Consider the following 21260-nt stretch of genomic DNA (forward strand, 5'->3'; position numbering starts at 1 on the left):
GGGCCGCGCGTTCGACCGGGCTTCGGAACCTGCCCCTCCACGACACCGCCCAGAACCAGGTCTGGCTGGAGATCGTCCAGCTCGCGCTCGACCTGGGTGAGTTGCGGGAGTTGACGCCGCGTCTCATCAGGGTCATCGAAGTCGAAGTCTTCGCCCATGTCTTCGGAGTCTTGTTCGGAATTGTTCCGTGAGGCTCTGTACTCGTCCCATGCCTTGTAGAAGTCCTCGCCATCGCTGGTGATGCACTCAAACGCCTCACTGGCAGCGTAGTTGACCTCCTCGTAGAAGAGCGACTGTCCGGGCAAGCCGCTGCCTTCTCGCACCAGTCGCGGCCCAGCGCGATCAGGCCGGCGCGGAAGTCCATGAAGCTGTCGTCCGAGCAGCCGTCGCCGATGAGGTAAGCGGCGGCCCACACGTCCCATCGGTACAGCCGCGTCATGCACCTCGTCGAAGCGTTCCTGGTAGCTGAAGATGCCGTCCTTGGTGCGGGCGGCCAGCTCATCAACCAGGGCCTCGGCGAAAGGCCTGTCTCGACCGCCGGCCGAGCGGGCGGCCTCGATGATGGTCCAGAACTCAGAGGTGTCCATGGCTGGGCACTCTGCCAGTTGGGTCTGACAACGGCTCCTGTTGGGGTGGACGGCCTTCACCATGATCACGGTGAAGGCCGAAGGCGACCCTGCATTCCGAGTCCCATCCGAGTCATGGTGCAGATAGCCAACCCGTTGCGGCCCTGACGATCCGCTTGCCGAGACGGGCACCTCGCTCCAGCCCCGGTCCTCCACCACCGCGCGCCCTTCGGGACGGACGCTCACAGACGCAGCGAATTCCCCCACCGCACACCCCCAGCCACAGATCAACTTTCTGTGCAGTCAAGGTGCCAGCGCAGCGAACGCGGGCGGGATGGATCACTGTTCTCGTCACCCGAATAGGTGGCGCCCCGACCTGGGAGTCTCACGGCGGCGGCATAAATGCCGCCGCCGTGCAATTCTCGCTGAGATTATGCAGCGAGTTTTGAGACCCTACAAAAATAGCTCGGATCGGTTGCGTGTCTGAGGTCAGCCCCGGGCGACGACTATCTCTACGCGTCGATTCTTGACCCGGCCGCTTTCGCTTTTATTATCCGCTATCGGATTCTTCTCGCCATACCCGGTGGCAGCAAAGTGGATTCGCGTTAGACGCGGATCCTTTTCGAGGACGTTGAGGACCGCCAGCGCGCGGTCACGAGACAGGGACAGACCGTGGCCTGCGCTTCCGAGGTCGTCGGTGTAGCCGTTGATCTTGACCGGCAGGGTTGTCCCGGACCGGGAAATCTTCGTGGCTATGTCGTCGAGCCGGCTCTGGGCCTGGGCTGATAGCTCGGCGCTGTCCTTGGCGAAGAGGACCTCCGACTGCAGTCCGTAGGTGACCTGCTTGTCCTGGTCCACGGTCCGCTCCGCGCCATCCAGGCTCTCGACCCGCGAGACGATGTCGTAGTGACGGGACGGGATGTCCGCGGTGTTCTTCCGCTCGTCCGCATGTGCGTACGGGGCAGCCAGAAGGAAAGCCGGCAATGCCGCCAGCGCAGCGTTACGGAGGCGCACTGCTCAGCCCTCCAGGATGGGTACGGTGACAACGCTCAGATTGCCGAGCGCGAGGTCGACCTGCTTCACGTCGTTGGGCGGTGCATCGAACTGTGCGTACAGTTGCTTCGTCTTGCCCTTCTCGATGAAGCCGGTGTGTTCACTGCACAGGCATCGGCCGTTGGTGTCCAGCAACGCCATATGGCGCTTTTTGTTCTTCCGGTCGACGATCGAGGAGCCGGCCAGGGTGTAGACGGTGGGACCTTCGTCACGCCATTCGACGGTGAGGTAGTCCTTGCTCCGGTGATTGGTGACTTCGAACTTCACCATCACTATGCCGTCCTGGCGCCGGACGCTGTGGATCTTCCCATCGATTCCGTCGTCCCCCTTGAGGTGGGCGACAACCTCGCGGTCGGTGCTCTGCCGGGTGCTGCTCACGGAGGGAGCCTCCGGTGTTCCGACCGTGGCCGAGGTGGTGTCGGAGGAACTGGCCTGGGCGGCCGGGGAGGTGGTGTCCTCCCTGTTGGAACAGGCGGAGACGGCGACGAGCGCGGATCCAGCGATGAACGTAGCGACAAGGGTGTGCATGGCTTTGTTCACCAGGTACCTCTCTCAAGGTGGTGTTCGGGCACGGTCCGGTGCCGGGCTTGCCCGTGATGGCTCAGGACATGGGGGAAGTCCGGGCCAGGCCGCAGACATTGGGTCCCTTCCCGTCGTCGGCGCGGGTGCGGACGGCCGGTAAGGGGTCCGGGGGCAGCTGAACAGTTCGCGCCCGGTGGTCGGATCTGGCTGGTCACGTCGTTTGCGCTTGGAATGGGGTCGTCGCTGCCGGAATCGTTTCGAGTACTGATTTACCGGGATACCGGAAGTTGGATGTGGTTCCCCTGCGGAGACGTCGTGGGATGGTAGCGAGGGCATCCTTGAGAAGATCGAACTCCTTGGCCGTATCCGGTGTCATGACGCGCATACCGGAGATCCGGCCCCGGACCGCTCCATCGAAGACGCGAACCGCGATTCCGTAGTCTTCCAGGTGCTCAGCCACGGCATCGGGGTCCTCGAGATGTACGAAGCGGAAGTGAATGTTTGAGGGGATCACTGCCTCGCCGAAGCGGTCTCTCAGGAGTTCTTCCAGAGCTTGGGCATCGTGGCGGACACGCGGCAGGATGCGGTGGGCCCATTCGTTGTCCACGAGAGCGGCTGTCGCAACTGTGATGTCGAGCAGAGACAGTGGCCATGCGGGCAACTGGTGTTGGACAGCGTGGTGCAGTGTGGTGTCGCGAGTCCACAGAATTCCGGCTCGAGTCGCGGTGACGCCCCACGTTTTGCCCGTTGACTGCAGGACGACGAGGTTGTCTGCATCCGCGCCAGCCAAACTCAGAGCCGGTCCCTGGAACTCTATGTACTCCTCGTCTACCACGAGGGTGCAATTCGGGTTCTGGTGACATGCTTCGAGCAGTGTGGCGGTGTTGGTGTACAACCCCTGCGGGTTGTTGGGGTTGCTGAGGACGACGTATCGGTGGTTCCGCATTGCCTGGAGGAGGCGCTCGTTGCGGTGCTCTATACAGTCCTGCCGGCCGATTGCGGGTGGGTAGAAGGCAGCGTGGCTGAATTGCCGCATTGTCTCTGTGTACTCGGGGGTGACCAGAGCGACGTCCTCGCTCTGCAGGAGTCGGCCGAAGATCATGAGGAACTCGGTGACGCCTCGTCCGCAGAGCAGTTGTGATTCGTCGACATCGAGGTGTGCGGCGTACGCGGCCAGGTACGCCTTCTCCGCTCCGTAGGGCGGCGGGCCCAGCTCTCGGTAGCGCTCGGCGGCGAAGGACTCCAGGGCGCGCACTGCACTGTCCGGTGGACCCAGACGGTTGGAGCATACGCTGAGGTCAAGGCTGATCCGGCGGGCGGCGGAGGTAAGGTCCCCGCCTTGGCGGGTCTCCCGGGATACTCCGGGCGGATGGTTGGGCATGACTGTTTCCAGTTCAGATAGGGGCAGGCGGCCAGGGTCGTCGGCTGTAGCACCACCGGATCGGTAAGCCGTCCCGGGGACGGGGATCGCCGGCGCGAGGAAAGGGAGTTCGGCAGCGGTCAGCCGTGGGGATCGGGCCGGTGATGTACGTGCCGATCCGGTTATCGAAATCAGCGTGGGCCGGCTGTCGCGGGCATCTGGGGGAGGGACCGGCGTTGGGGCGCAGTACGGGGACAGCCTGGTCGTTGTTGTCGTGGAGGCCGCACCAACGCAGGGCGCGCAGGTCATGGCCTCGGCGGGCACCCTGGGTGAGGGATTGGCCGAGTGACGGCGGACCCCAGTGCGGCAGGTGATTGAGGACTACGAGCGTGAACAGCTCGGCAAAGCCGTGGTGAGCGAACAGAATCCGTGACGTGCGCGGTGTTGGCGTGCCGTCGGCCCTGGGAGATGTCATGCGAGGCCCCCGTAGAGGCCGATGCGCTCGGCCGCGCGGATCACCTGGTAGTCGTCCTGGACGGCGCCGCTGTCGTCGGCCACGAGGAGAATCCAGCCCGCTGCTCGGCCTGCCCACACGGGGGCCTCGGGATGGAGTGGAGTGGTGGCGGCCACGGTCGGCAAGCTGACGATGGTGTGCAGAAGGGCGGGGTCGAGGGCGCCATTGTGCTGTGGCAGCAGAGCTACTTTCGTGGCATGGGCGCTGCGCCGTTGGGCGGCTTCGTACCGTTGTCCGGTCGTGAGGAGCAGGACGGTGTCACGGATGGGGTCGTGGCCGGTGGCCCGGCGCAGCACCTCGGTGGCGAAGTCGGCGTGGGGGTCGGTACGCAGGGACAGCAGGGCCGGTCCGCGGTCGGGGATGAAGGTGACTGCGGCTCGGGCGGGGCCGTAGCGTACGCCGAGGGCTGTGAGGGCGCGCATCATGTAGAGGGCCAAGGCTCGCGAGAGCAGCCCTTGGCGGCTCAGGAGATCGGCGCGACAGACTTGTTGGCCGGGCGTGCGGATCTCGGACCAGATCGAGGTGATGGTGTGGTCTGTGGATCCGTCGGGGCCGGGGCCGGTGAGGGTATGGATCCGGTACGGCGTTCCGGGGAGGTGTTCTCGCAGGACGAATGGCTGGTCGCCGGAGCGCTGTAGGTGCTGCCATGCGGAGCGGATGTCGGTTGGGGTCCGGCAGTAGTACCCGGGGGCTGAGTGGGCGGGGTCGGGGTGTTCGAGGATGAGTTCGCTCACCTGGGTGAAGGCAGCCCATTTCAGGGCGTTGTGCAGCCTTCTGGTGCGAATGCCGCGCGGGGCAGTGATTCCCGAGTTGAGGAGCGTGGCGCTGGTGAGTCCGGTGTCGAGGCGGATATCGTCGGGGTCGTTGCCGGGCAGACGGAGGTGGGAGGCCAGCCGGTCGGCGAGAACGATGCCTGCCGCTGAGCCGGCGAGGACAGCCCGCACTTCGAGGCGTGAGAGGTGAGCGGCGGTCCGGCACAGGCTGCCATGGTGGGTGAGGACGCGGCGGTAACCGACAGTGTCGCTCGGTCGGTGGGCACCGGGCATGGTGACCGCTATGGAGCTCCAGCCGTGCCGGGCCAGCGCGGGCACGTACAGGTCGCCGACGTTGCCAGGGGCGACGACGGCAGCAGTGCCGCTTTGGTACGCAGACGGAGTTGCCTGAGGGGCGGGGGCGGCGAGGGCCATAATGCGGGACTCCCGGGGCGTGTTTGGGTGGTGTGCGGAGCGGCTTCAGGAGGTACAGGCGCTGAGGAAGTGTCGGGCTGAATGAAGCTGCTGCTGCGCTCGTCGACCAGTTGGAGTCGCTCATGGCAGACATCAGGTTCGGGGCCGGTGACGACGGCGAATCCGACCCGGTCCAGCACAGTGGAATGGGGTGAGGCGGTGACATGGCGGTCCGGTGCGGCTGTCCATTCCAAACAGTTCAGGCGCCGGACGGGTGAGGCGGGGGCGTCGCCGTGGGCGAGCGACGCCCCCGCTGAGCAGTCGGCCCGCGCCCGCGCCGGGGGAGCACGGGGCGTCGCCCCAGGGGGGAGGGGCGAGGGGCCTGACTGCGCCTGGTGCTAACCAACGGGAGGAGAGCCGCTGGCCAGGAGATCAGAGAGGACTAGCAGGTGCCGGGCAGGCAGATCGGAGTCCCCTGGCCCGGTGAGTGGACCAGGTCGTGACGGACCCATCCAACGACGCCGGTCTTGGTGACACGGATCTTGTTCCACTGGACACCACCCGGGTAGCTGTAGTCGAGCGCCTTGCACGACCATCCTCGGTAGGCGACGCCGACCGCGGTGGAGTTGACGCTTGGCGTGGAGCGGACGTTTGCGGCCGAGGCCGTGATGTAGCAGCGATTGTCGATCGCCTGCGCCGAGGTGGCGGTGACCGCGGCCGCACCGGTCATGGCGAGCGTCAGCGAGAGAGCGGCGGTCGCGCGAGTGAGGGTATTCAACGAAAGGCTCCTTCAGATGAGTAAGGGGGGGCAAGCGTGAATGCATTTGCGAGAGTGCGCGCTGGAACCGGAATATCTGGTGCGTGCAACAGGTAGCCACTGCTGCACCCGACGCGTTTGCTGCAGGAATTCTTCCCTTCGCTGATTCAGCCATCGCGTCGGCAGCTTCTGGTCGGGGTCTCGGCCGGGGTGACACCGGAAAAGCTAGGCATTTGTGCCGCGCAGCGCCATTACGCACATGCACAAATTGACTACCTGGAGTTGTCGTCGGTGCACCATCTGACTCCACCCCGACACGGAAGCGCACCTTCGGCATCTATGGGCTGCCGGGAGTGCACATCTCCGGTCCGCATAAGCAGTGCGGATATTAGTTGCGGCGGCACCTCGCGGCCTCACCCACGGGTTCGCCCGGGGAGCCGCAGCGACGGACTCCGGAACGGCGGTCCGGCGAGGCAGCCTCGCCACGGATCCTTGCTTACGGAGTGTCCCGAGTGAAGGTTGCATTGTGCACCCACCTCTATCGCGTTCCCCGCAGAGCTGAGCACCGGCTGGCTTTCTCGTAACGATTACGCTGCCCCAAAACGGTCTGCCAAGCCGGAGAGAGACGGAAGCCGGATGTTATCGACCTACCGTGCCGACGGAGCCTCGCTTTTGCTGCGACGGAGGTCCTTAGAGGGTGTCTCACGTGGCTTGATGTTCGTGCGGCATGATGTCTGTCGTGGGTGCTGATCTGTCGAAGCGTCTGGTTCCTGATGAACTCTGGGAGCTGGCCGCCCCGTTGCTGCCGTCGTTCGCTGCTCGTCCGCAAGGTGGTGGGACCGCTCCGTGTGAGGAGCGGGCCGTGTTCACGGCAGTGGTGTACGTGCTGACCAGCGGCTGTGCCTGGCGGCATCTGCCGCCGACGTTCGGCACGTCGCCCGCCACCGCGCATCGCCGCTTCACGGTATGGACCGAGGCCGGCCTGTGGCGTCGGCTGCACCGGGCGGTGCTGGACGAACTCGGGGCCCGGGGCGAGGTGGACTGGACCTCGGCGATCGTCGACGCGGCCTCCGTTCGCGCCAAAAGAGGGGATCGCTGACCGGGCCGAACCCGGTCGATCGCGGCAAGAAGGGCAGCAAGCTGCACGTGCTGTCCGATGCCCAGGGCATCCCGCTCGCCGTCGCCGTGTCCGGCGCGAACATGCACGACAGCCTCGCCCTCAAGCCGCTCATCCGCGGCATACCCGCCGTCCGGTCCCGCCGGGGACCACGGCGGCGCCGACCCGTCAAACTCCGCGCGGACAAGGCGTACTTCTCCGCCGAACACCTGGCCTGGCTGCGCGAGCGCGGGCTCGTCGCGCGCATCGCGCGGCCCGGCATCGAGTCCGGCGAACGCCTCGGTCGGCACCGCTGGAAGATCGAACGGTCGATCGCCTGGCTCTTCGGCTACCGCCGCCTCTCCGTCCGATACGAACGAAAGGGCTCGCACTTCCTCGCCTTCCTCGGCCTGGCCGCCGCCCTGACCTGCTACAAAAAGCTCGCGAAACTTGCCACGTGAGACAACCTCTTAATGCAACGTCCCCGGAGGTCGCGTCAGCCGCCGACCAGATTCCGTATCCGGACGTTCACACGGATCCGTCATACGCTTTACTGCTGAACATGAAATTGTGATGTCGGTCTGACCTGGGGATGCAGTTGCCGGTGTCCGGCCCGGAGGGGGCGACCAGCGGGGTATCTACTCACCAGACTGGGCGTGTGATGACTCAATCAGCCTCTCCCGACAATCTCCGTGCTGTCCTGTTCGACTCAGGCGGCGTGCTGATGCAGCCGATCGGTGGCAGTTGGAACCCGCGAGCGGACTTCGAGTAGACCGTCCTCGCCCACGCGCGGTCGATCACACCGGAACAGTTCGCGGCGGCTATCAGCGCGGGCGACCACTTCTTCGCGTCCTGGTCATCGACGCCCGACTACGACGATTACCACCGGGTGATGCTCCACCACCTCGGTGTGGACCCGACCTCGCAACTCCTCGCTGACTTGCGCAGTGAAGTTCCTCCGGCCGTGTTTCTGGAGACGTACCCAGACGGCGAGGAGACCCGGGAGGAGTTGAGCCGGCGTGGGGTGCGGATGGCTGTGGTGTCGGATACCTGGCCCGGTTTGGCCGGCCTTCACGCCGGACTCGGGATCAGCCGGTTCTTCGGAGCGTATGCAATCTCCGCCGTCCTCGGCTGCAACAAGCCGGACCCGCGCACTCCTGCACGGGCAGGCCTGGACGCACGCCGAGGGGCCGGTGGCGCTGTTCAATCAGGCGGTGGGGTGGCTGCGGCGCAACCGGGTGCTGCTGCCCGGGGTGTCGGCGCTGGTGCGGCAGGTCGCGGAGGTCTGGACGGTCGCGGAGCGGCGGCTGTACGCCGCGGTGGCTAACGCCGCCCGCCGGGCGGACCGCTCGCTGCCCGACGACCTGGTGGCGCTGCTGCAGGTGCCGGAGGCGCGTCGGATCTCGGAACTGGAGCGGCTACGCCGGCCGCCGACGCGCACCACCGGCACCAGCATGGCCAAGGCGCTGGAGCGGGTGGACGAGATCTCCGCCTTCCACCTGGGCCGGGTGAAGCTCGACAAGGTGCCGCCGAACCGGCTGGGGACGCTGGCCCGGGTCGGACTGGGCTCGAAGGTGCCGATCCTGGAACGAGCCAAGGAGCCGCGCCGCACCGCGCTGCTGACCTCGGTGGTGCGGCACACGGAGGCGTCGGCGATCGACGACGCGCTGGACGTGTTCGCGCTGCTGATGCAGGTGAAGCTGCTGAACGTGGCGAAGCGGGCCACGGACAAGGAGTGGCTGGCCTCCCGTCCGCGGCTGGCGAAGGCGTCGCGCACGGTGCAGGCGGCGTGGCGGCTGTGGTCCGAGCAGCTGGGCCTGGCCTGCGAGGCCGGCGCCGACCTGGACGCGGCGGCGCTCTTCCTGGCGCTGGAGACCGAGGTCGGGCCGCGCGCCGAGGTCGAGGCCGCGGTGCGGCTGCTGGACGAACTGCTGCCGCCGGGCGACGACGAGTCCGAGGTGGAGCTGCGTCGCCAGCTGGCCAGCCGCTACAGCACGGTGCGCCCGTTCCTGTCTCTGCTCGGCGAGTCGAACGCGCTCGGGGCGGCCTCCGGCGGCAAGCGGGTGCTGGAAGCCGTGAAGCGCCTCCCGGCGCTTCACGGCGCAAGGTGAAGGCCAAGCCGCTGCTGCCCCGGGAGATCGACCAGAAGTTGGTTCCGCCAGCGTGGAAGAAGGCGGTCTTCTCCAACCCGGTGCGGTGGACCGCGACGCCTACGCGGTGTGCGTACTGGAGCAGCTGCACAAGGCTCTCGGGCGCCGGGACGTGTTCGCGACCCCGTCCAACTGCTGGGCCGACCCGCGGGCGCGCCTGCTGGAGGGCCCGCAGTGGGAGGCGGTCCCGGCGGACGTCCTGCACGGGCTGAGCCTTGAGGAGCCGGTGCACGAGCACTTGGCCGGCCGGGTGCGGGCGCTGGACGCGGCCAGGCAGCTGATGGCCGAGCGGTTGGAGGAGGCCGGGCAGGACGCGAAGCTTTCCTTCGAGGTGCAGCCGGGCGGTCGGCTGAAGCTCAACGTCGACCGGCTCGGCGCGCTCGGCGAGCCGAAGTCGCTGCGCTGGCTGCGGCGGACCAGCGCGACGATGCTCCCGAAGATCGTCCTTCCGGAACTGTTGTTCGAGGTCGACTCCTGGACCGGGTTCCTGGATGCCTTCGTGCGCCGCGGGGACGGCTGGACCCGGATGGAGAACCTGAAGGCTTCGCTGGTGGCGCTGCTGGTCGCGGCGTGCAACATCGGCTACACCCCGGTGATCGACGCCGACGAGGAGGCCCTGACCCGGGCCCGGCTGGTGCACGTCGACCAGTACTACCTGCGCGCCGACACGATCGCCACGGCTTCCTTTGAAGGAAGGCTCTCAGAACGTCCGAATGTCGAGAAGAGCCAACTGGTGATTCAGGTGGCCTCAGCTGGTTTCCGGCTCTGCGGTACTGCGCTGTTGCCGGGACTGCTGGCGACGATATGCAGCGCGAAATGCAGGTCACGGATACCGCCCAGCGACGTAAAGTCGCGCTGCATATAGGTTTCCAGCGCCCGCAGGTGGGACCGGACCGTCCCCTCGGCCAGACCGAGCATGCGGGCTGTCGGTTCAACGTGCGCGTCAAGGCTGAGCCATGTCCGTGCTGTGGCCAGGAGATCCCGCCGGTCGGTTTGAACGGGCTTGAGTAGACTCTGCGCCCAGGCGTGTACTTGGGGAGCGCTCAGCAGCATTCTTAGCGAGGGCAGCTCCGTACCGGCCGCGGGTGTCGGCACGGGTGCCTCCCGCTGAGTGACCAGTTCCAGAGCAAGGGCCACGGCGACACGGTCGTTGACGGCGGCGAAGTTCATGCGAAGGAGTTCCGCGGCCCGGGCAACACGTCGCATGATGGTGTTGCGGTGTAGGCCCAGTCGACGGGCAGCAACTGTGTATTGGTAGGCGAGGGCGCTGGGTAGGGTTTCGCGCAGGGGCTCCCACGATTCGTCTTGCATCAGGGGGCGCAGCAGGTGGCGGGCCCACTGCTGGGCTTCCTCCTGAGGCAGAAGGCTGATGAGGTCGGCTTCATGCACCGACAGGGCAACGGAGCCTGCCTGGAGGGTTGCGAAGCGCTGGGCGGTGATCGCCTCTTGGAGCGCATCGGCGAGCAGGGACATGGAGTAGACACCGCTGCCCCCCAGGGACGAGCCGGCGCCGAGCACGCCTACCAGACGGGTGAGCTCGGCGGAAACCATGTCGTCGGCTTCCTCAGCTGAACGCACGGACTGCACGATGAGGAGCCGCCCGTGCTCCTTCGGGTCGGGCACTACTAGGGCACGCTGCCCGAGAGCGGTATGGCAACGGAGGACGGCCGTATCCCGGGATGCCCGGTTCGTCTCCAATGCAAAGACACGTGCGGTGTCGGGGTCGAGGAGTCCCGGGGCGAGTTTGCGCATAACGCGACGGGCCTTGTCTATCTCCGCGTCCATCAGCAGTTCGAACGCCGCGCTGCGCGCGGCGTGGGAGGCATCCGATGCGGCGTGGTACTCGCGGTAGGCCTGGTCAACAAGCCCAAGTAGCTTCGCCCCGTAGCGCAGCAGACGTAGGTCGGCCTCGTCGAACGGAGTTTGGCGGGCCACTGCGAGGACAGTGTCGGTGGCCGAAGCGGGGGCAAGCGAGATGAGCTGGGTATGCGGCCCCGCGAATGGTTCGGGTGCGCTGCCATCGACAGTCTGGCGGATGATGGCTTGCGCAAGCTCTTCAGCCGCTGTAGCCGGCGAGGCGGCAAGAACTCGTTCAGGCTCGCTGACGAGGACTTGGGCGTCGAGCGCTCGGGCGAGCCAGTCAGCGATGCGCTGCATCGTACGTGGATCGGCCAGCTGTGCAGGCAGCTGCTGCACAAGCGACCCGAGCTCGGCCGCGCGGCGTTCCGCGAACAGCAGACGATGCTTCTGGATGCTCTCGTGTAGCCCTTTCCACCGCTCGGCGGGGGCAGTTGTGAGCAGGAACGGAACGTTGAGGCGGTTTGCCAGTTCCAGGATCGACTGAGGTACTGACTGAGGTGAACGGGTGGCAGTGCTGACCACCAGCCCTGCCCCCCCTTGTCGGCTCATCTGCCGGAGGAGCGATTCGATCGCAGTGGTCATGTGCCCGTGGAGACGGCCCGGTACGGTTCCGGTGACCAGGATGAGAGCGCCCGCGGAGAGGCGGGAAGGACCGCCTTTCTCCAACAGTGTTCCTGCCGCCAGAGTAATGAGTTCCGTGAGCTTGAGTTGCTGCGTGACTGCGGGACCTTGGGTGACGAACTTCAGTTCAAGTTCGGAGTGTTGTGTGGGGAGTGAGCCGAGGCTGAGCATCGAGCGCTCCTTGGTGTGTTCCGGAAGCCGAGATCGTGAAATGGAGCTCTGTGCCGTAACTAGCGGAGGTGCCTGCTCACCCGCGACCTCGAAGTGTCGATTCCGGTAGTGAGTCGGCGAGGATTATGCATCGAGTCGGAACGCGCACCCCAAGCTCTGTGGTGTACACAGAGACGGTCATGGTCCAGACTCGTCCCCCGCCCTGGCGCCTGATGATCTGCGACAGCATCAGGCGCAACTGGTGGATTATTCCGGTAGTTCAAACAGTCGTGTGCGCTAATAATTCTGACGGATTCCTGCGCGGGCGGCTCGCGGAGGTAAAGGTATTGGAGTGCATTCCGTGGCGCGTCTATGCGATAGAACGCAAAGATCCACACCGGTTTATCAGGTGCTAGGGCAACAGGAACGGCAGGATTTCTGATTGCTGTGGGCCGGAAACCGAGTCGGCTGGGCGGGCCACTTTCACCTCGGCAGTGGGGAGCCTGCCGGTGATGACGGCACGCTGGGCCTTGCCCTCGTCGGGGCCTGCGCCGGCAGGACAGTAATTGGGAGCGAGTCGGCCTTAGCGGGCAGAGTGATATTGCCGTTCTTGGCAGGGGCTACGCTCGCGCCAGGGTGTTCCGAGGAGCGGGTGCCACCTGTCCTGCTCCGACTGAGGTCGCGTCGACGATGAGGGGCGTTTTGGCGCTGGGTTGGACCGGGCCCTCGGTCAGGTGAAGATTGATCTTGTGAGGGTAGAAGTACCGGAAGGCCTCGGCCATCGAGGCCATGGCTGTGTTCTTTCCGGTGGTGGCCACGTTTGGGAAGGTGAGGCGCTCCAGCACGCGTTTGCCTTCGGGCAGCGCATAGATGCTCTCCGGTGCGAGGTATGAGTACAGCGTCGGATCCGTGCAGAATCCACGTCTGGTGCCGATGGTCAGCGTGTAGGAGCCGAGGTGAGAAGCTCCGAGGTCCCCTGATGGTCGGGTCGGGTATCCGGGCCTCCATCGGCCGGCCGCCGACGCTTCAGGCGCGAGCAGTGGACCAGCGCCCAGCGTGACCGTCATAGCAACCACCGAACGCCGAAACCAGGGTTCGGGCTGCGCGCGGGGTCGAAAGGATGCCAAGATCATCCACATCTCCATTTGAGGGGTACCGCTGGGTCCGGTCACCCATGGCCTAGGAACCTGTTGACCGGACTCAGAACCACCGTCACTTACGGTGGTTGGGATGTGACGTAAAGCGGCTACTCAGGAGGGCCCCATCCAGGCCAGGGGTCGATAGCCGCTACGTAGAGATCTTTCTGTAGTCGGCCGCCCGTGTCAACAATTGTGGAGATCTGCTGGTCGGTCTAGCGCCGTCTGGCACGTGGCCGCAGGGCGCGCCGCTGCTCGGAGGCCCTCACAGTCGCTTGGCTTGCCGAACCGAGTAGGACGCTCACCCGTGGAGTAACGTGTCCCCAGTTGGGCAGAACGGGGGTGTGCGTGCCTGCGCATGGGCAAATGACGTTGGGCACGAACAGGGAATGCGACCCCGTGCGTTGGGCTCAACCCCGACGTCTCGTTCGCCACCTGGCCCGAACAGGAGAACTGCTGCATGGACGCCCTTGACGCTGCCGTGGCGGGCGACGACGACCTTGGGGCGGTGGTTCGTTCCATCGATGAGCTGCTCACGGCATTGCAGCTGAGCTGGGACGCCATCGTCGATCTGGAAAGCCTCTCCCGTCGCGCAGGGCTCCCCCTGGACCGGATCCGCGACCTCATAGACGGGGATGTCCCGAACAGTGAAACCTCGGACCCCTTCCTTGATCGCTTCACCTTTCTTCGTGAGACACGTCGACGAAAGGACGGGAAACGCCTCTCGTACGGCGAGATCGCGCAAGGGGCTGGGATGTCACACGGGCAGGTTGGCTATCTGCTGAACGGTCAGCGTAGCCCCGGCCACGTCCAGGTCCAGAAGTTGGAAAAGTACTTCAAAGTTCCGCCGGGATTTTTCAGCGCCAGCGACAGTGAAGCGCTTTGTCGTGAGCTGCGCCCCGTGCACGAGGATCTGAATTACCTTGCCCTTTTGAAGGGGAAGGGGATCAGCCATTTGGCGATGCGTCGCAGCGGCTCGCCCGAGAATCCGAATAATATTCTTGCTGTCGAGCTTCGGGAAGCGCTGACAATAGCGATGTCGAGTCCGGTGAGAGACTCCGACATGGAAGAGCTCAGACGCACGATGGGCTCCCTGTCTTCCCAGAAACGCAAGACTGTGCTCAACAAGATCAGAGGAATGCTGAGCCGCGCACAATCAGAAGACCAGGGAAATGAAGGAGCGGGTCGAATATCTGATTGAACGCAGGTGTATCCGGCCCATTCATGAAGAGAACATACCCAGGCGTCGTTGCCGTCCACCGCGTGTGAGAACGATATGCTGGATGTCGATGACGGCTCATTGAGTGTGAAGTACCGGCTCTCCTGGACCGCTCCGCGAGGGGAGCGTACAAACGGGGGACCGTACCGTTCAGAAGGGCACAGTGGGCCGTCTCGGTTGGGGCGTCTGCGCAGGGCGAGGTGGACGTGAGGGCGGTCCGCACCGCCCGCTGCGAGGCCAGACGCTGCGGACTGCGTCCGCGATCTCCGGGCGGGGTGCTGGCATCAGCTTGCTGACTTGACGCTGGCTCGGCCCGGTGAGCGGGGTTGTCGAGGTGGCGCCGAGGCCTGATCGGACGCGATTCAGTAGAGACCATCTCGCCAATGAGCGGAAGTGAGAATGCCCCTACGCTGAACTGGTCAACCAGTGGACCCGGCCCAGGATCGTGCGCTACGGAGGAGTACCCCGGGGCTCAGCAGCGATCGTGGGTGGTCACGCATGTTCAGCACCCGCATGAAAGCTCGGTTGACCTCCGGGTCCGTAATCGACGCCGCAATGATCTTGTCGTTGAGTATGCGGGTCAGCCGGTATCTCCAGGAACGGTGCCCATCTACGTGCGGCTGGGCAAGGTCGGCGGCGGTGGACAGGCCCCAGGCAGCTTCAACGAAGACAGCGGAGTGGTCGAAATACGTCCGGGCTGGGGCGTGCGGATCGAGCCCCGAACGCAGGTACGCCCCCAGACAAGACGCCTGCAGAACGGCGAGGGTGAGCCCTTGCCCATAGATGGGATTGACCGAGGCCGCAGAGTCCCCCAGGGCTATCAGGCCGCCAGGGAAGCGGTTCAGGCGGGTAAACTTCCGGCGTAAGCCTTCTCGGAAATGAAAAGTTTCGACAGAACCCGCCATTTCGCATCTTTCGGCGACTTCGTGCAGCGGTGCGACACACCGCTTCATTCGCTTCACAAATTCTTCAGGGCATGTACCTGGTCGCTGATTCCCGTAGCCAGCGAGCGCGACCGCCCAAGAGTTCTCTTCAACCGCGGACATGGCTCCTGGTTCACAGCGGGAGAACAGATAGTCGCTGGCCGGCCCTGGCGTTGAATGAACGATCACAGTGCCTGGCAGTTCGCTGCCTCTGTGGAACCGGGCGGTGGCGTAGCCGAGGTCGATACGCATACGGTCGAGCGGTGGGCTGCTCCAGCCTGCGTCCAGCAGCCAGGTTCCCAGGCGGCTGGAGCGTCCCATGCAGTCGACGACGAAGTCGGCGTCTATGTCGGTCAGGTCGCTCGGGTTGGTGCTCTGGGGAGCTTCCTGCCTCTGTGCCGCGTAACGGACGCTGCGCACGCTGCGCTCGTCGAGGTGCAGGGCCTGTGCCCGGCCTTGCGTAACCATGACATTGGGGAGTTCAAGCACTCGGCTGCGTACTACGTTCTCGAGGAGCGGTCGTGTTGCACTGACCATGGGGAGGTCTACCGGCGGCTTGAGGCGGCCGTCTATGTAGTACTTCACTTCTGTGCCTGTGCCCAACTGCGCGCCAGCTTGGCGGAGATCGCCCGTGATGCCGGGGAACAAGCCTTCGAGCTGCACGTGCCCCATGGATAGCAGTGCGTGGAGCTGCCGCCGGTGAGGGGCACCCGGGTTGCCTATGCCGTCTGGGTTCGGCGGCGCCGGTTCGAGCACAATCACTTCGTCTGCATGGTCGCTCAGCGCGCGAGCGGCGAGCAGTCCCGCCCAGCTTCCCCCGAGAACGACAGCTCGACGCACGTATTCCCCCCATTGGGGCAGTGTCTGGCCACGCCCCGGATTTGTCGGACCAGAGACTACTGGGACCGGCACTAGCTCCGACGAGCAGGGTACGGTCAACCCTCTTGGGCGAGTTTGTGCGATTTGGACCGCATGTGCCGGGCGGTCTGTACTGCCGTGTTGACGATCGGGTGTTTGAGTGCACGGGCCACCTGCAGGAGACGGCGACGTTCGTCGGCTGCTCGAGTGTCCTCACCGGGGAGTGGTATGGCGTCGGCCAGGGGAGGCACAGGGGCGGCGAGCGCGCTCTGCCTGCTCTCGGTCAGACGTTCTGCTGCGTCTTTCAGGCAAGCCGCGGTTGTGATGGCTTGCAGTTCCGCCTCCTTTACAGGGCGTGTGCTGCTTGCGTGAAGTGCTTTGACTGCCTCGGCGGGCTCGGAGGTCACCCAGGGGCGTAGGGCGCGTAGCCCGTCGAGGATCTCGATGATTTGACGGTGGAGGTGGAAGCTCGCGTTGATGGACATGAGGTGAGGCCGGTGCGCAGTGAAGGCGAGGCCTTCGTCAACACCCGCAACGGTCAACTCCCACAGCGGCTGGAGCGTTCGCAGATCGCGGCGCTCGGCGATCCAGGCGTTGAAGGCAGCATCGGACAGGCCGTAGGTGGAAAGCAAGGCGCCGATGGAGCCGAAGGTGGATCCGAGGATGCCAACAGTTTCCAGGTCGCGGTTACCGGCGGCCGCCAGAGCAATGGCCGGGGCGCTGCACAGGACGTACCCGAAAACGAAGAGCATGCTGACACCCAGCGTTTTCAGGGCCCGACGCACCTTCGGGTCCTTGCTTCTGGTGCGGCGGCACTGCTGGAAGGTCGAGAGAGTGCCGGTTGACAATGCGATCAGAAACGCTGTCAGGAATACCAGCACCATCGGCTCGGAGGCCCTGTCCGTGTTGAACGTCAGGGGCTCGGCCGGCCCGGTCAGGGGTGCTCCGAGGAACGTCACGATCATAAGCAACGAGGCCGCCCCGTACATGCCGATCCAGCCCGTGATGCGGCGGTTCAAGGACACTCGCTTGTCGCGCAGCGCGGGGTTCCACAACAGCGTGATCAGGTGAAAGTGCGCGAACGTCGCCAGGATGCAGAGATAGACCGGTAGCGTGGCGAAACTGGCGCGGCCTGTGGCGTCTCCAATCGCTCTGTAGGTCACAGGGGCCGCCAGGGCGAAAGCGCCGAAGGCGGTCACGTTCGACGAGGCGACCAGGACCAGGGCCGGGGTGTAGTCGCGCCGCAGCGCCGTGAACTTCCATATGGCGATCACAGCCTCGACGGCTGCGATGATCAGGTACACGATGTTCGACGTGCCCTCAGACACCGGATCTCCTGTGCGCCAGGGCTGAGGTGACCTGGCCTGTGCCGGTGTCGTCGCCGAGGCTCAGATGCCTTTGGAGCATGAGGGTGGCAAACGCCTCCGCGCCACGTTCGTGCTTGGTGTTGTAGTGGGAACGCCGCAATACCCTGACGGCAGATGACGGGGTCAAGTTCGGCAGGAGCTGTCGAATCATGTCCTCAGACATTGGGGGTGGCGGACCGTCCTGGACGGGGTGGTCTGCCCACAGGTGGAACAGTTCGTGTAGCACCGCGTGCCATCGGGTGAGTTCGCTGGCGACAGCGTCCGTCACGATGTAGTCACGGTCTCGGCCCGTAGCGCAGAAGGCAGATACCTGGGACGGAAGTGGTGCCTCTGTAACGGTGATCGGCCGGCCTCGCGCGGTTGCGATGACCCCGATCAGACCCTCCATCGTGAGCACGCCGGAGATCCCCAGGTCGCGGCGAATGACTTTTGCTGTGCGTCGTGTTGCTAGGAATGTCTGCCATTGCTCGCGCCATGATGGGCGAAATGTGCCCTGATGGCCCCCTTCTGAATGAGAGCAACCGGGACCGTTAGGTGTGTCGCTGTGCGCGGATTTAGGCATGGGCCTGGGGTGCCCTTTCGAGCCGATCGAGTTGGTGGGTAACGGAGGTCTCTTGGGGTCGGGGACCTGTGGAGTTCGGCCCAGATCGCAGAGTTTCCGATGCTGCATGGCATCGCCGAGGTTTCACTAATGGAAAGACTGCACATTCTGGGCCAGCCTCCATCGTTTTCTCTCTCGACCTCGTGCAGACCGGCGGAATGAGGTGGGATCAATACGGTAACGCGCCGTCGGTCACTCTCTGCTGTCGGCTATTTTCAGTTCACAATAACGCCTGAGTGGCAACCGGATGAAGAGGTTCCCGGGGTGGGGATTTCAGTAAGTTGGCGTGAATGTGACGGCAAGGCGGGTGTTTTTTGAGTGGCCCGCCTTGCCGGCCGACCGGCGCCCATGTCATGCCGACTCCCCGCTCAGGTCTATGCGGCGTGGGTTCAATCAGCTTGTTCCTTTTGGTGTTGCAAGTATCGCGTGTAGGCATCGCGACTGTCCTGGACATATGGCCAGGTCCAGATGGAGTCCTCCAGGGCGCGCTTGCTCAGCCATCCGTGCCAAGCGACTTCCGAGGATGACGGTGCAATACTGTTCGGATCGACCTTAACCTGGTTGACTGCGAAGAAATATGGACCAAGTTCACCTTCGCACCGAAATTTGAACAAGGGGTGGACGGTGGCCCGCACCCCCAATTCCTCGTGCAGCTCCCTGCTCGCGGCGGCTGTGTAGGTCTCCCCGACGCTCACGGCTCCGGCGACGAGCCAGCTGTACTGGCCAGGGAACCGTGAGCTGCTGTCGGGCCGACGGTGAACGAGATATCGCCCCTGGGGGTCCCGGCACAGAACCATCGCCATCCGGTAAAGCCACCCCTCGCGTACCGCCTGGCCTCTCTCGACCACTCCGATGACGCGGTCCTGCTCGTTTACCCGCTCAATGAACTCCGTCATTTCGCCGACCTTCCAGCATGCGCTCGACTCAACGTCAACTCCATTTTGCATAGCGGAACTTGCTCATCAGGAGCTCGTTCTCGACGGAGATCTGCTCGGGCGGATCAAGGGCTCCAGGGGGCGCGCTGTCGTTGGTACCGACCATGCCGGAATTGGGGCGAGATGCGTCGTCGTGTTGCAGGACCCCGGTGCGGCAATGTGGCGTGGTCAGCTTGACGGCCATCAAGCACGGCTCCAGTGGGGCGTCACGACAAGGTGGAGAGGGCAGGCGAGACGCGGCAGGCCCACCAGCACGCAAATGTGCATGAGAGCTCCTGTGATCGAGGGGATGCGTCGGTCGCTACAGAGCGTTGCTCGACCGTTTCCCCCAGTCCACTATCACTTGTATGGCGGCACTCTGCAACCCTGCAAAGTGTTTCCAGACACTTCGGCGTAGTATGTAGTGATCATGGGGTTCAAGGTTCATTCGGAGGGAGTTTCGTGTCTCGGCCTCGATCCGGCCCAACGGTGGCGCTACGACTTTTCGCAGCCGACCTCCGAGCGCGCAGGAAGGCCGCAGGGCTGACCATCGAGTCTGTGGCTCAGTCCCTGGGGGTCCACAGCGCGACCGTCGGCCGCCTGGAACAGGCACAGACCGCACCCCGACGGGCAACGGTCACTCACCTGCTGCGCCTGTACGGGACCCGAGCAGACGAAGTGGACGCCGTGCTGGACGCACTCGGCGAGGCATTGGCGGACGGATGGTGGCATCCCTACCGCGCCCTGCTGCCCGATCACCTTGCGGGAGTGATCGATCTTGAGTCGGCTGCCAGCTTGATTCGTTCGTATGCTCCCGGCGTCGTTCCGGAGCTCCTCCAGACACGCGGATATGCACGGGCGCTGTTACAACTGCGCTACCCACGCGCCTCCGAGAATGAGATCGGCGAGCGCTTGGACCTGCTGCGTGCCCGCCAGGAGCACGCGCTCGGCCGGAATGAACCAGTGCGGCTGTGGGTGCTGATGGAGGAAGCAGTACTCACTCGACCGGTCGGGGCAGAGCCCGCAGTAATGCACGAGCAGCTTGCGGCCCTGGACGGGCATACCGTGCGCCGTGACGTGGTCACAGTGCAGGTGATCCCAACGCTCGTCGGTCCGCATCCCCTCCTGCTGAGCGGGCCCGTCGACATCCTGCGCTATCCCCACCCCCAGCTCGCCGACCGGCTCGTCGTTCGTGGGCTGCACGCGGAAGCCGCGACTGTCAGCGATGATCTAGGCGCCGTCCGTACCTATCAAGCGGCCATGGATGCAACCGCAGCGCTCGCGCTGCCTCCAACTACCCGTCTACCACTCTCGGAAGGTTCTTCCCAATGACCGACAATCTTCAGGATCTGGACCTCCAGCCCGACATCCCTCACAGCGCTCGCTTCTGGAATTATCTGATTGGCGGCAAAGACCACTTCCCCGCCGACCAGGAACTCGCAGAACTGATGCTGCGGGAGTACCCCGCGATGGGCGATATCGCACGAGCCTCCCGCGCATTCCTCGGCCGCGCCGTCCGGCACCTGGCAACCGCCGGCGTACGCCAGTTCCTCGACATCGGCACCGGCCTGCCGTCCGCCGACAACACACACGAGGTCGCGCAACGCATCGCCCCCGAATCACGGATCGTGTACGTCGACCACGACCCCATCGTTTTACTGCACGCCCGTGCACTGCTGACCAGTACTCCCGAGGGCACCACAGACTACGTTGACGCCGACCTGACCAACGCGGACGAGGTGCTGAGGCATGCTGCGCGGACTCTTAACATGGAGGCACCCATAGCCCTGATGCTGATGTCCACGATAGGCCACATCCCGGACGCTGCCGCAGCGGCAGATCTGGTGCAGACCTACATGACACGTCTCGCACCTGGCAGCTATCTGGCCCTGTGCACCACCCTCTCCTCACCCGAGACGGAAGAGGCGGGCCGACGCTATTCAGAATCAGGCACGATCCCATATGTGGCATCCAGTGCCGAGGAAATGACAGCGATGGCCGCCGGGCTCACCATCCTTCCGCCCGGCCTCGGCCCGATCAACCGCTGGTTCCCCGAAGGAACGGTAGGCCCGGACGTGGACCAGTGGGGATACGTCGCGCGCAAGGACTGACTACGGGTAGGAGCGGGGGGCCATGTCCCGGCACGTTGCCGTGACGGGACAGCCGCTCTGGTTGCCTTTCTCGGTGCTGGCTCTGGTGTCGGGACCGGGTGGTGGTGTCGGGTCATGTACGCATTGAGATCGAGCCACTGTGACCGGCCTGTGACTTCATCCGGTTCCAGGCGGGGAAATCCGCAGGTGCCATGACTGGGGCTCGGCCTGCGGCAGGTCCCTCGAACTGCAGCGGACTGACCAGGCACCTTGTCTCCACACTTGCGCTCGGTTCCGGATGAGCAATGCTCAAGACCTAATAGCAGTGCACGGTGAC

15 protein-coding genes and 2 pseudogenes are annotated in these 21260 nt (G+C 64.9%); 5 read left to right on the forward strand and 12 right to left on the reverse strand.

The window, feature by feature from the left end:
- Positions 1–98: 98 nt before the first annotated feature.
- The 6 genes and pseudogenes from AB0P17_RS24245 to AB0P17_RS24270 all read right to left on the reverse strand — a co-directional run.
- Positions 99–587: pseudogene (locus AB0P17_RS24245) on the reverse strand (DUF4240 domain-containing protein); the annotation flags it as partial.
- A 468-nt stretch (positions 588–1055) separates the two neighbouring features.
- Positions 1056–1580, reverse strand: coding sequence for an OmpA family protein (locus AB0P17_RS24250; protein ID WP_365813992.1), 525 nt, complete (start codon positions 1578–1580; stop codon positions 1056–1058).
- 3 nt (positions 1581–1583) lie between these two features.
- Positions 1584–2147, reverse strand: a complete 564-nt coding sequence (locus AB0P17_RS24255) for a hypothetical protein (RefSeq protein WP_365813993.1) — start codon at positions 2145–2147, stop codon at positions 1584–1586.
- 205 nt (positions 2148–2352) lie between these two features.
- On the reverse strand, positions 2353–3810 hold the full coding sequence (locus AB0P17_RS24260) for an aminotransferase class I/II-fold pyridoxal phosphate-dependent enzyme (protein WP_365813994.1): 1458 nt from the start codon (positions 3808–3810) through the stop codon (positions 2353–2355).
- A gap of 162 nt (positions 3811–3972) precedes the next feature.
- Positions 3973–5202: a glutathione synthetase gene (locus AB0P17_RS24265; protein ID WP_365813995.1), complete on the reverse strand. Its 1230-nt coding sequence runs from the start codon at positions 5200–5202 to the stop codon at positions 3973–3975.
- A 421-nt stretch (positions 5203–5623) separates the two neighbouring features.
- Positions 5624–5959 (reverse strand): SH3 domain-containing protein, encoded by a 336-nt coding sequence (locus AB0P17_RS24270; protein ID WP_365813996.1) that lies wholly within the window; start codon positions 5957–5959, stop codon positions 5624–5626.
- A 730-nt stretch (positions 5960–6689) separates the two neighbouring features.
- Here AB0P17_RS24270 and AB0P17_RS24275 point away from each other — a divergent pair.
- Both AB0P17_RS24275 and AB0P17_RS24280 read left to right on the forward strand, forming a co-directional pair.
- Positions 6690–7495, forward strand: a protein-coding gene (locus AB0P17_RS24275) for an IS5 family transposase (RefSeq protein WP_365814087.1) whose coding sequence is annotated in 2 segments (ribosomal slippage) — positions 6690–7035 and positions 7035–7495 — 807 coding nt in all. Because the reading frame shifts where the segments join, the coding sequence is not laid out codon by codon here.
- Positions 7496–8191: 696 nt separating this feature from the next.
- Positions 8192–9869 (forward strand): annotated as a pseudogene (locus AB0P17_RS24280) (Tn3 family transposase); the annotation flags it as partial.
- 53 nt (positions 9870–9922) lie between these two features.
- On the opposite strand, the gene AB0P17_RS24285 reads toward AB0P17_RS24280, so the two are convergent.
- Both AB0P17_RS24285 and AB0P17_RS24290 read right to left on the reverse strand, forming a co-directional pair.
- On the reverse strand, positions 9923–11836 hold the full coding sequence (locus AB0P17_RS24285; RefSeq protein ID WP_365813997.1) for a helix-turn-helix domain-containing protein: 1914 nt from the start codon (positions 11834–11836) through the stop codon (positions 9923–9925).
- Between the two features lie 599 nt (positions 11837–12435).
- Complete coding sequence (locus tag AB0P17_RS24290) at positions 12436–12882, reverse strand: hypothetical protein (protein WP_365813998.1); 447 nt, start codon at positions 12880–12882, stop codon at positions 12436–12438.
- Positions 12883–13411: 529 nt separating this feature from the next.
- Between AB0P17_RS24290 and AB0P17_RS24295 the strand changes: the two genes are divergently transcribed.
- On the forward strand, positions 13412–14152 hold the full coding sequence (locus AB0P17_RS24295) for a helix-turn-helix transcriptional regulator (RefSeq protein ID WP_365813999.1): 741 nt from the start codon (positions 13412–13414) through the stop codon (positions 14150–14152).
- Between the two features lie 437 nt (positions 14153–14589).
- Here AB0P17_RS24295 and AB0P17_RS24300 read toward each other — a convergent pair whose 3' ends face one another.
- The 4 genes from AB0P17_RS24300 to AB0P17_RS24315 form a co-directional block, all read right to left on the reverse strand.
- Entirely contained in the window at positions 14590–15765 is a 1176-nt protein-coding gene (locus tag AB0P17_RS24300) for a hypothetical protein (RefSeq protein WP_365814001.1), read from the reverse strand.
- A gap of 263 nt (positions 15766–16028) precedes the next feature.
- On the reverse strand, positions 16029–17279 hold the full coding sequence (locus tag AB0P17_RS24305; RefSeq protein WP_365814003.1) for an MAB_1171c family putative transporter: 1251 nt from the start codon (positions 17277–17279) through the stop codon (positions 16029–16031).
- Positions 17280–18308: 1029 nt separating this feature from the next.
- Positions 18309–18815 carry an NUDIX domain-containing protein gene (locus tag AB0P17_RS24310; protein ID WP_365814004.1) on the reverse strand — a complete coding sequence of 169 codons (507 nt, stop codon included), beginning with the start codon at positions 18813–18815 and terminating at the stop codon, positions 18309–18311.
- 34 nt (positions 18816–18849) lie between these two features.
- Entirely contained in the window at positions 18850–19038 is a 189-nt protein-coding gene (locus AB0P17_RS24315; RefSeq protein WP_365814005.1) for a hypothetical protein, read from the reverse strand.
- A 284-nt stretch (positions 19039–19322) separates the two neighbouring features.
- On the opposite strand from AB0P17_RS24315, the gene AB0P17_RS24320 reads away from it, so the two are divergent.
- Together AB0P17_RS24320 and AB0P17_RS24325 are read left to right on the forward strand one after the other, a co-directional pair.
- Positions 19323–20165 carry a helix-turn-helix transcriptional regulator gene (locus AB0P17_RS24320; protein ID WP_365814006.1) on the forward strand — a complete coding sequence of 281 codons (843 nt, stop codon included), beginning with the start codon at positions 19323–19325 and terminating at the stop codon, positions 20163–20165.
- On the forward strand, positions 20162–20944 hold the full coding sequence (locus tag AB0P17_RS24325; RefSeq protein ID WP_365814007.1) for an SAM-dependent methyltransferase: 783 nt from the start codon (positions 20162–20164) through the stop codon (positions 20942–20944). The genes AB0P17_RS24320 and AB0P17_RS24325 overlap by 4 nt, the downstream gene beginning before the upstream one ends.
- The last annotated feature ends 316 nt before the right edge of the window (positions 20945–21260 follow it).

Origin of the sequence: Streptomyces sp. NPDC088124, from assembly GCF_040685895.1 — a bacterium.
Taxonomy (GTDB): Bacteria; Actinomycetota; Actinomycetes; order Streptomycetales; family Streptomycetaceae; genus Streptomyces.

What these genes read in the sequence shown, in the direction of transcription:
- AB0P17_RS24255 (WP_365813993.1), bottom strand. Translation starts at nt 2,147, where the DNA reads ATGCACACCCTTGTCGCTACGTTCATCGCTGGATCCGCGCTCGTCGCC.
- AB0P17_RS24260 (WP_365813994.1), bottom strand. Translation starts at nt 3,810, where the DNA reads ATGACCTGCGCGCCCTGCGTTGGTGCGGCCTCCACGACAACAACGACC.
- AB0P17_RS24265 (WP_365813995.1), bottom strand. Translation starts at nt 5,202, where the DNA reads ATGGCCCTCGCCGCCCCCGCCCCTCAGGCAACTCCGTCTGCGTACCAA.
- AB0P17_RS24285 (WP_365813997.1), bottom strand. Translation starts at nt 11,836, where the DNA reads ATGCTCAGCCTCGGCTCACTCCCCACACAACACTCCGAACTTGAACTG.
- AB0P17_RS24290 (WP_365813998.1), bottom strand. Translation starts at nt 12,882, where the DNA reads ATGACGGTCACGCTGGGCGCTGGTCCACTGCTCGCGCCTGAAGCGTCG.
- AB0P17_RS24295 (WP_365813999.1), top strand. Translation starts at nt 13,412, where the DNA reads ATGGACGCCCTTGACGCTGCCGTGGCGGGCGACGACGACCTTGGGGCG.
- AB0P17_RS24300 (WP_365814001.1), bottom strand. Translation starts at nt 15,765, where the DNA reads ATGGGGCACGTGCAGCTCGAAGGCTTGTTCCCCGGCATCACGGGCGAT.
- AB0P17_RS24310 (WP_365814004.1), bottom strand. Translation starts at nt 18,815, where the DNA reads ATGACGGAGTTCATTGAGCGGGTAAACGAGCAGGACCGCGTCATCGGA.
- AB0P17_RS24315 (WP_365814005.1), bottom strand. Translation starts at nt 19,038, where the DNA reads ATGGCCGTCAAGCTGACCACGCCACATTGCCGCACCGGGGTCCTGCAA.
- AB0P17_RS24325 (WP_365814007.1), top strand. Translation starts at nt 20,162, where the DNA reads ATGACCGACAATCTTCAGGATCTGGACCTCCAGCCCGACATCCCTCAC.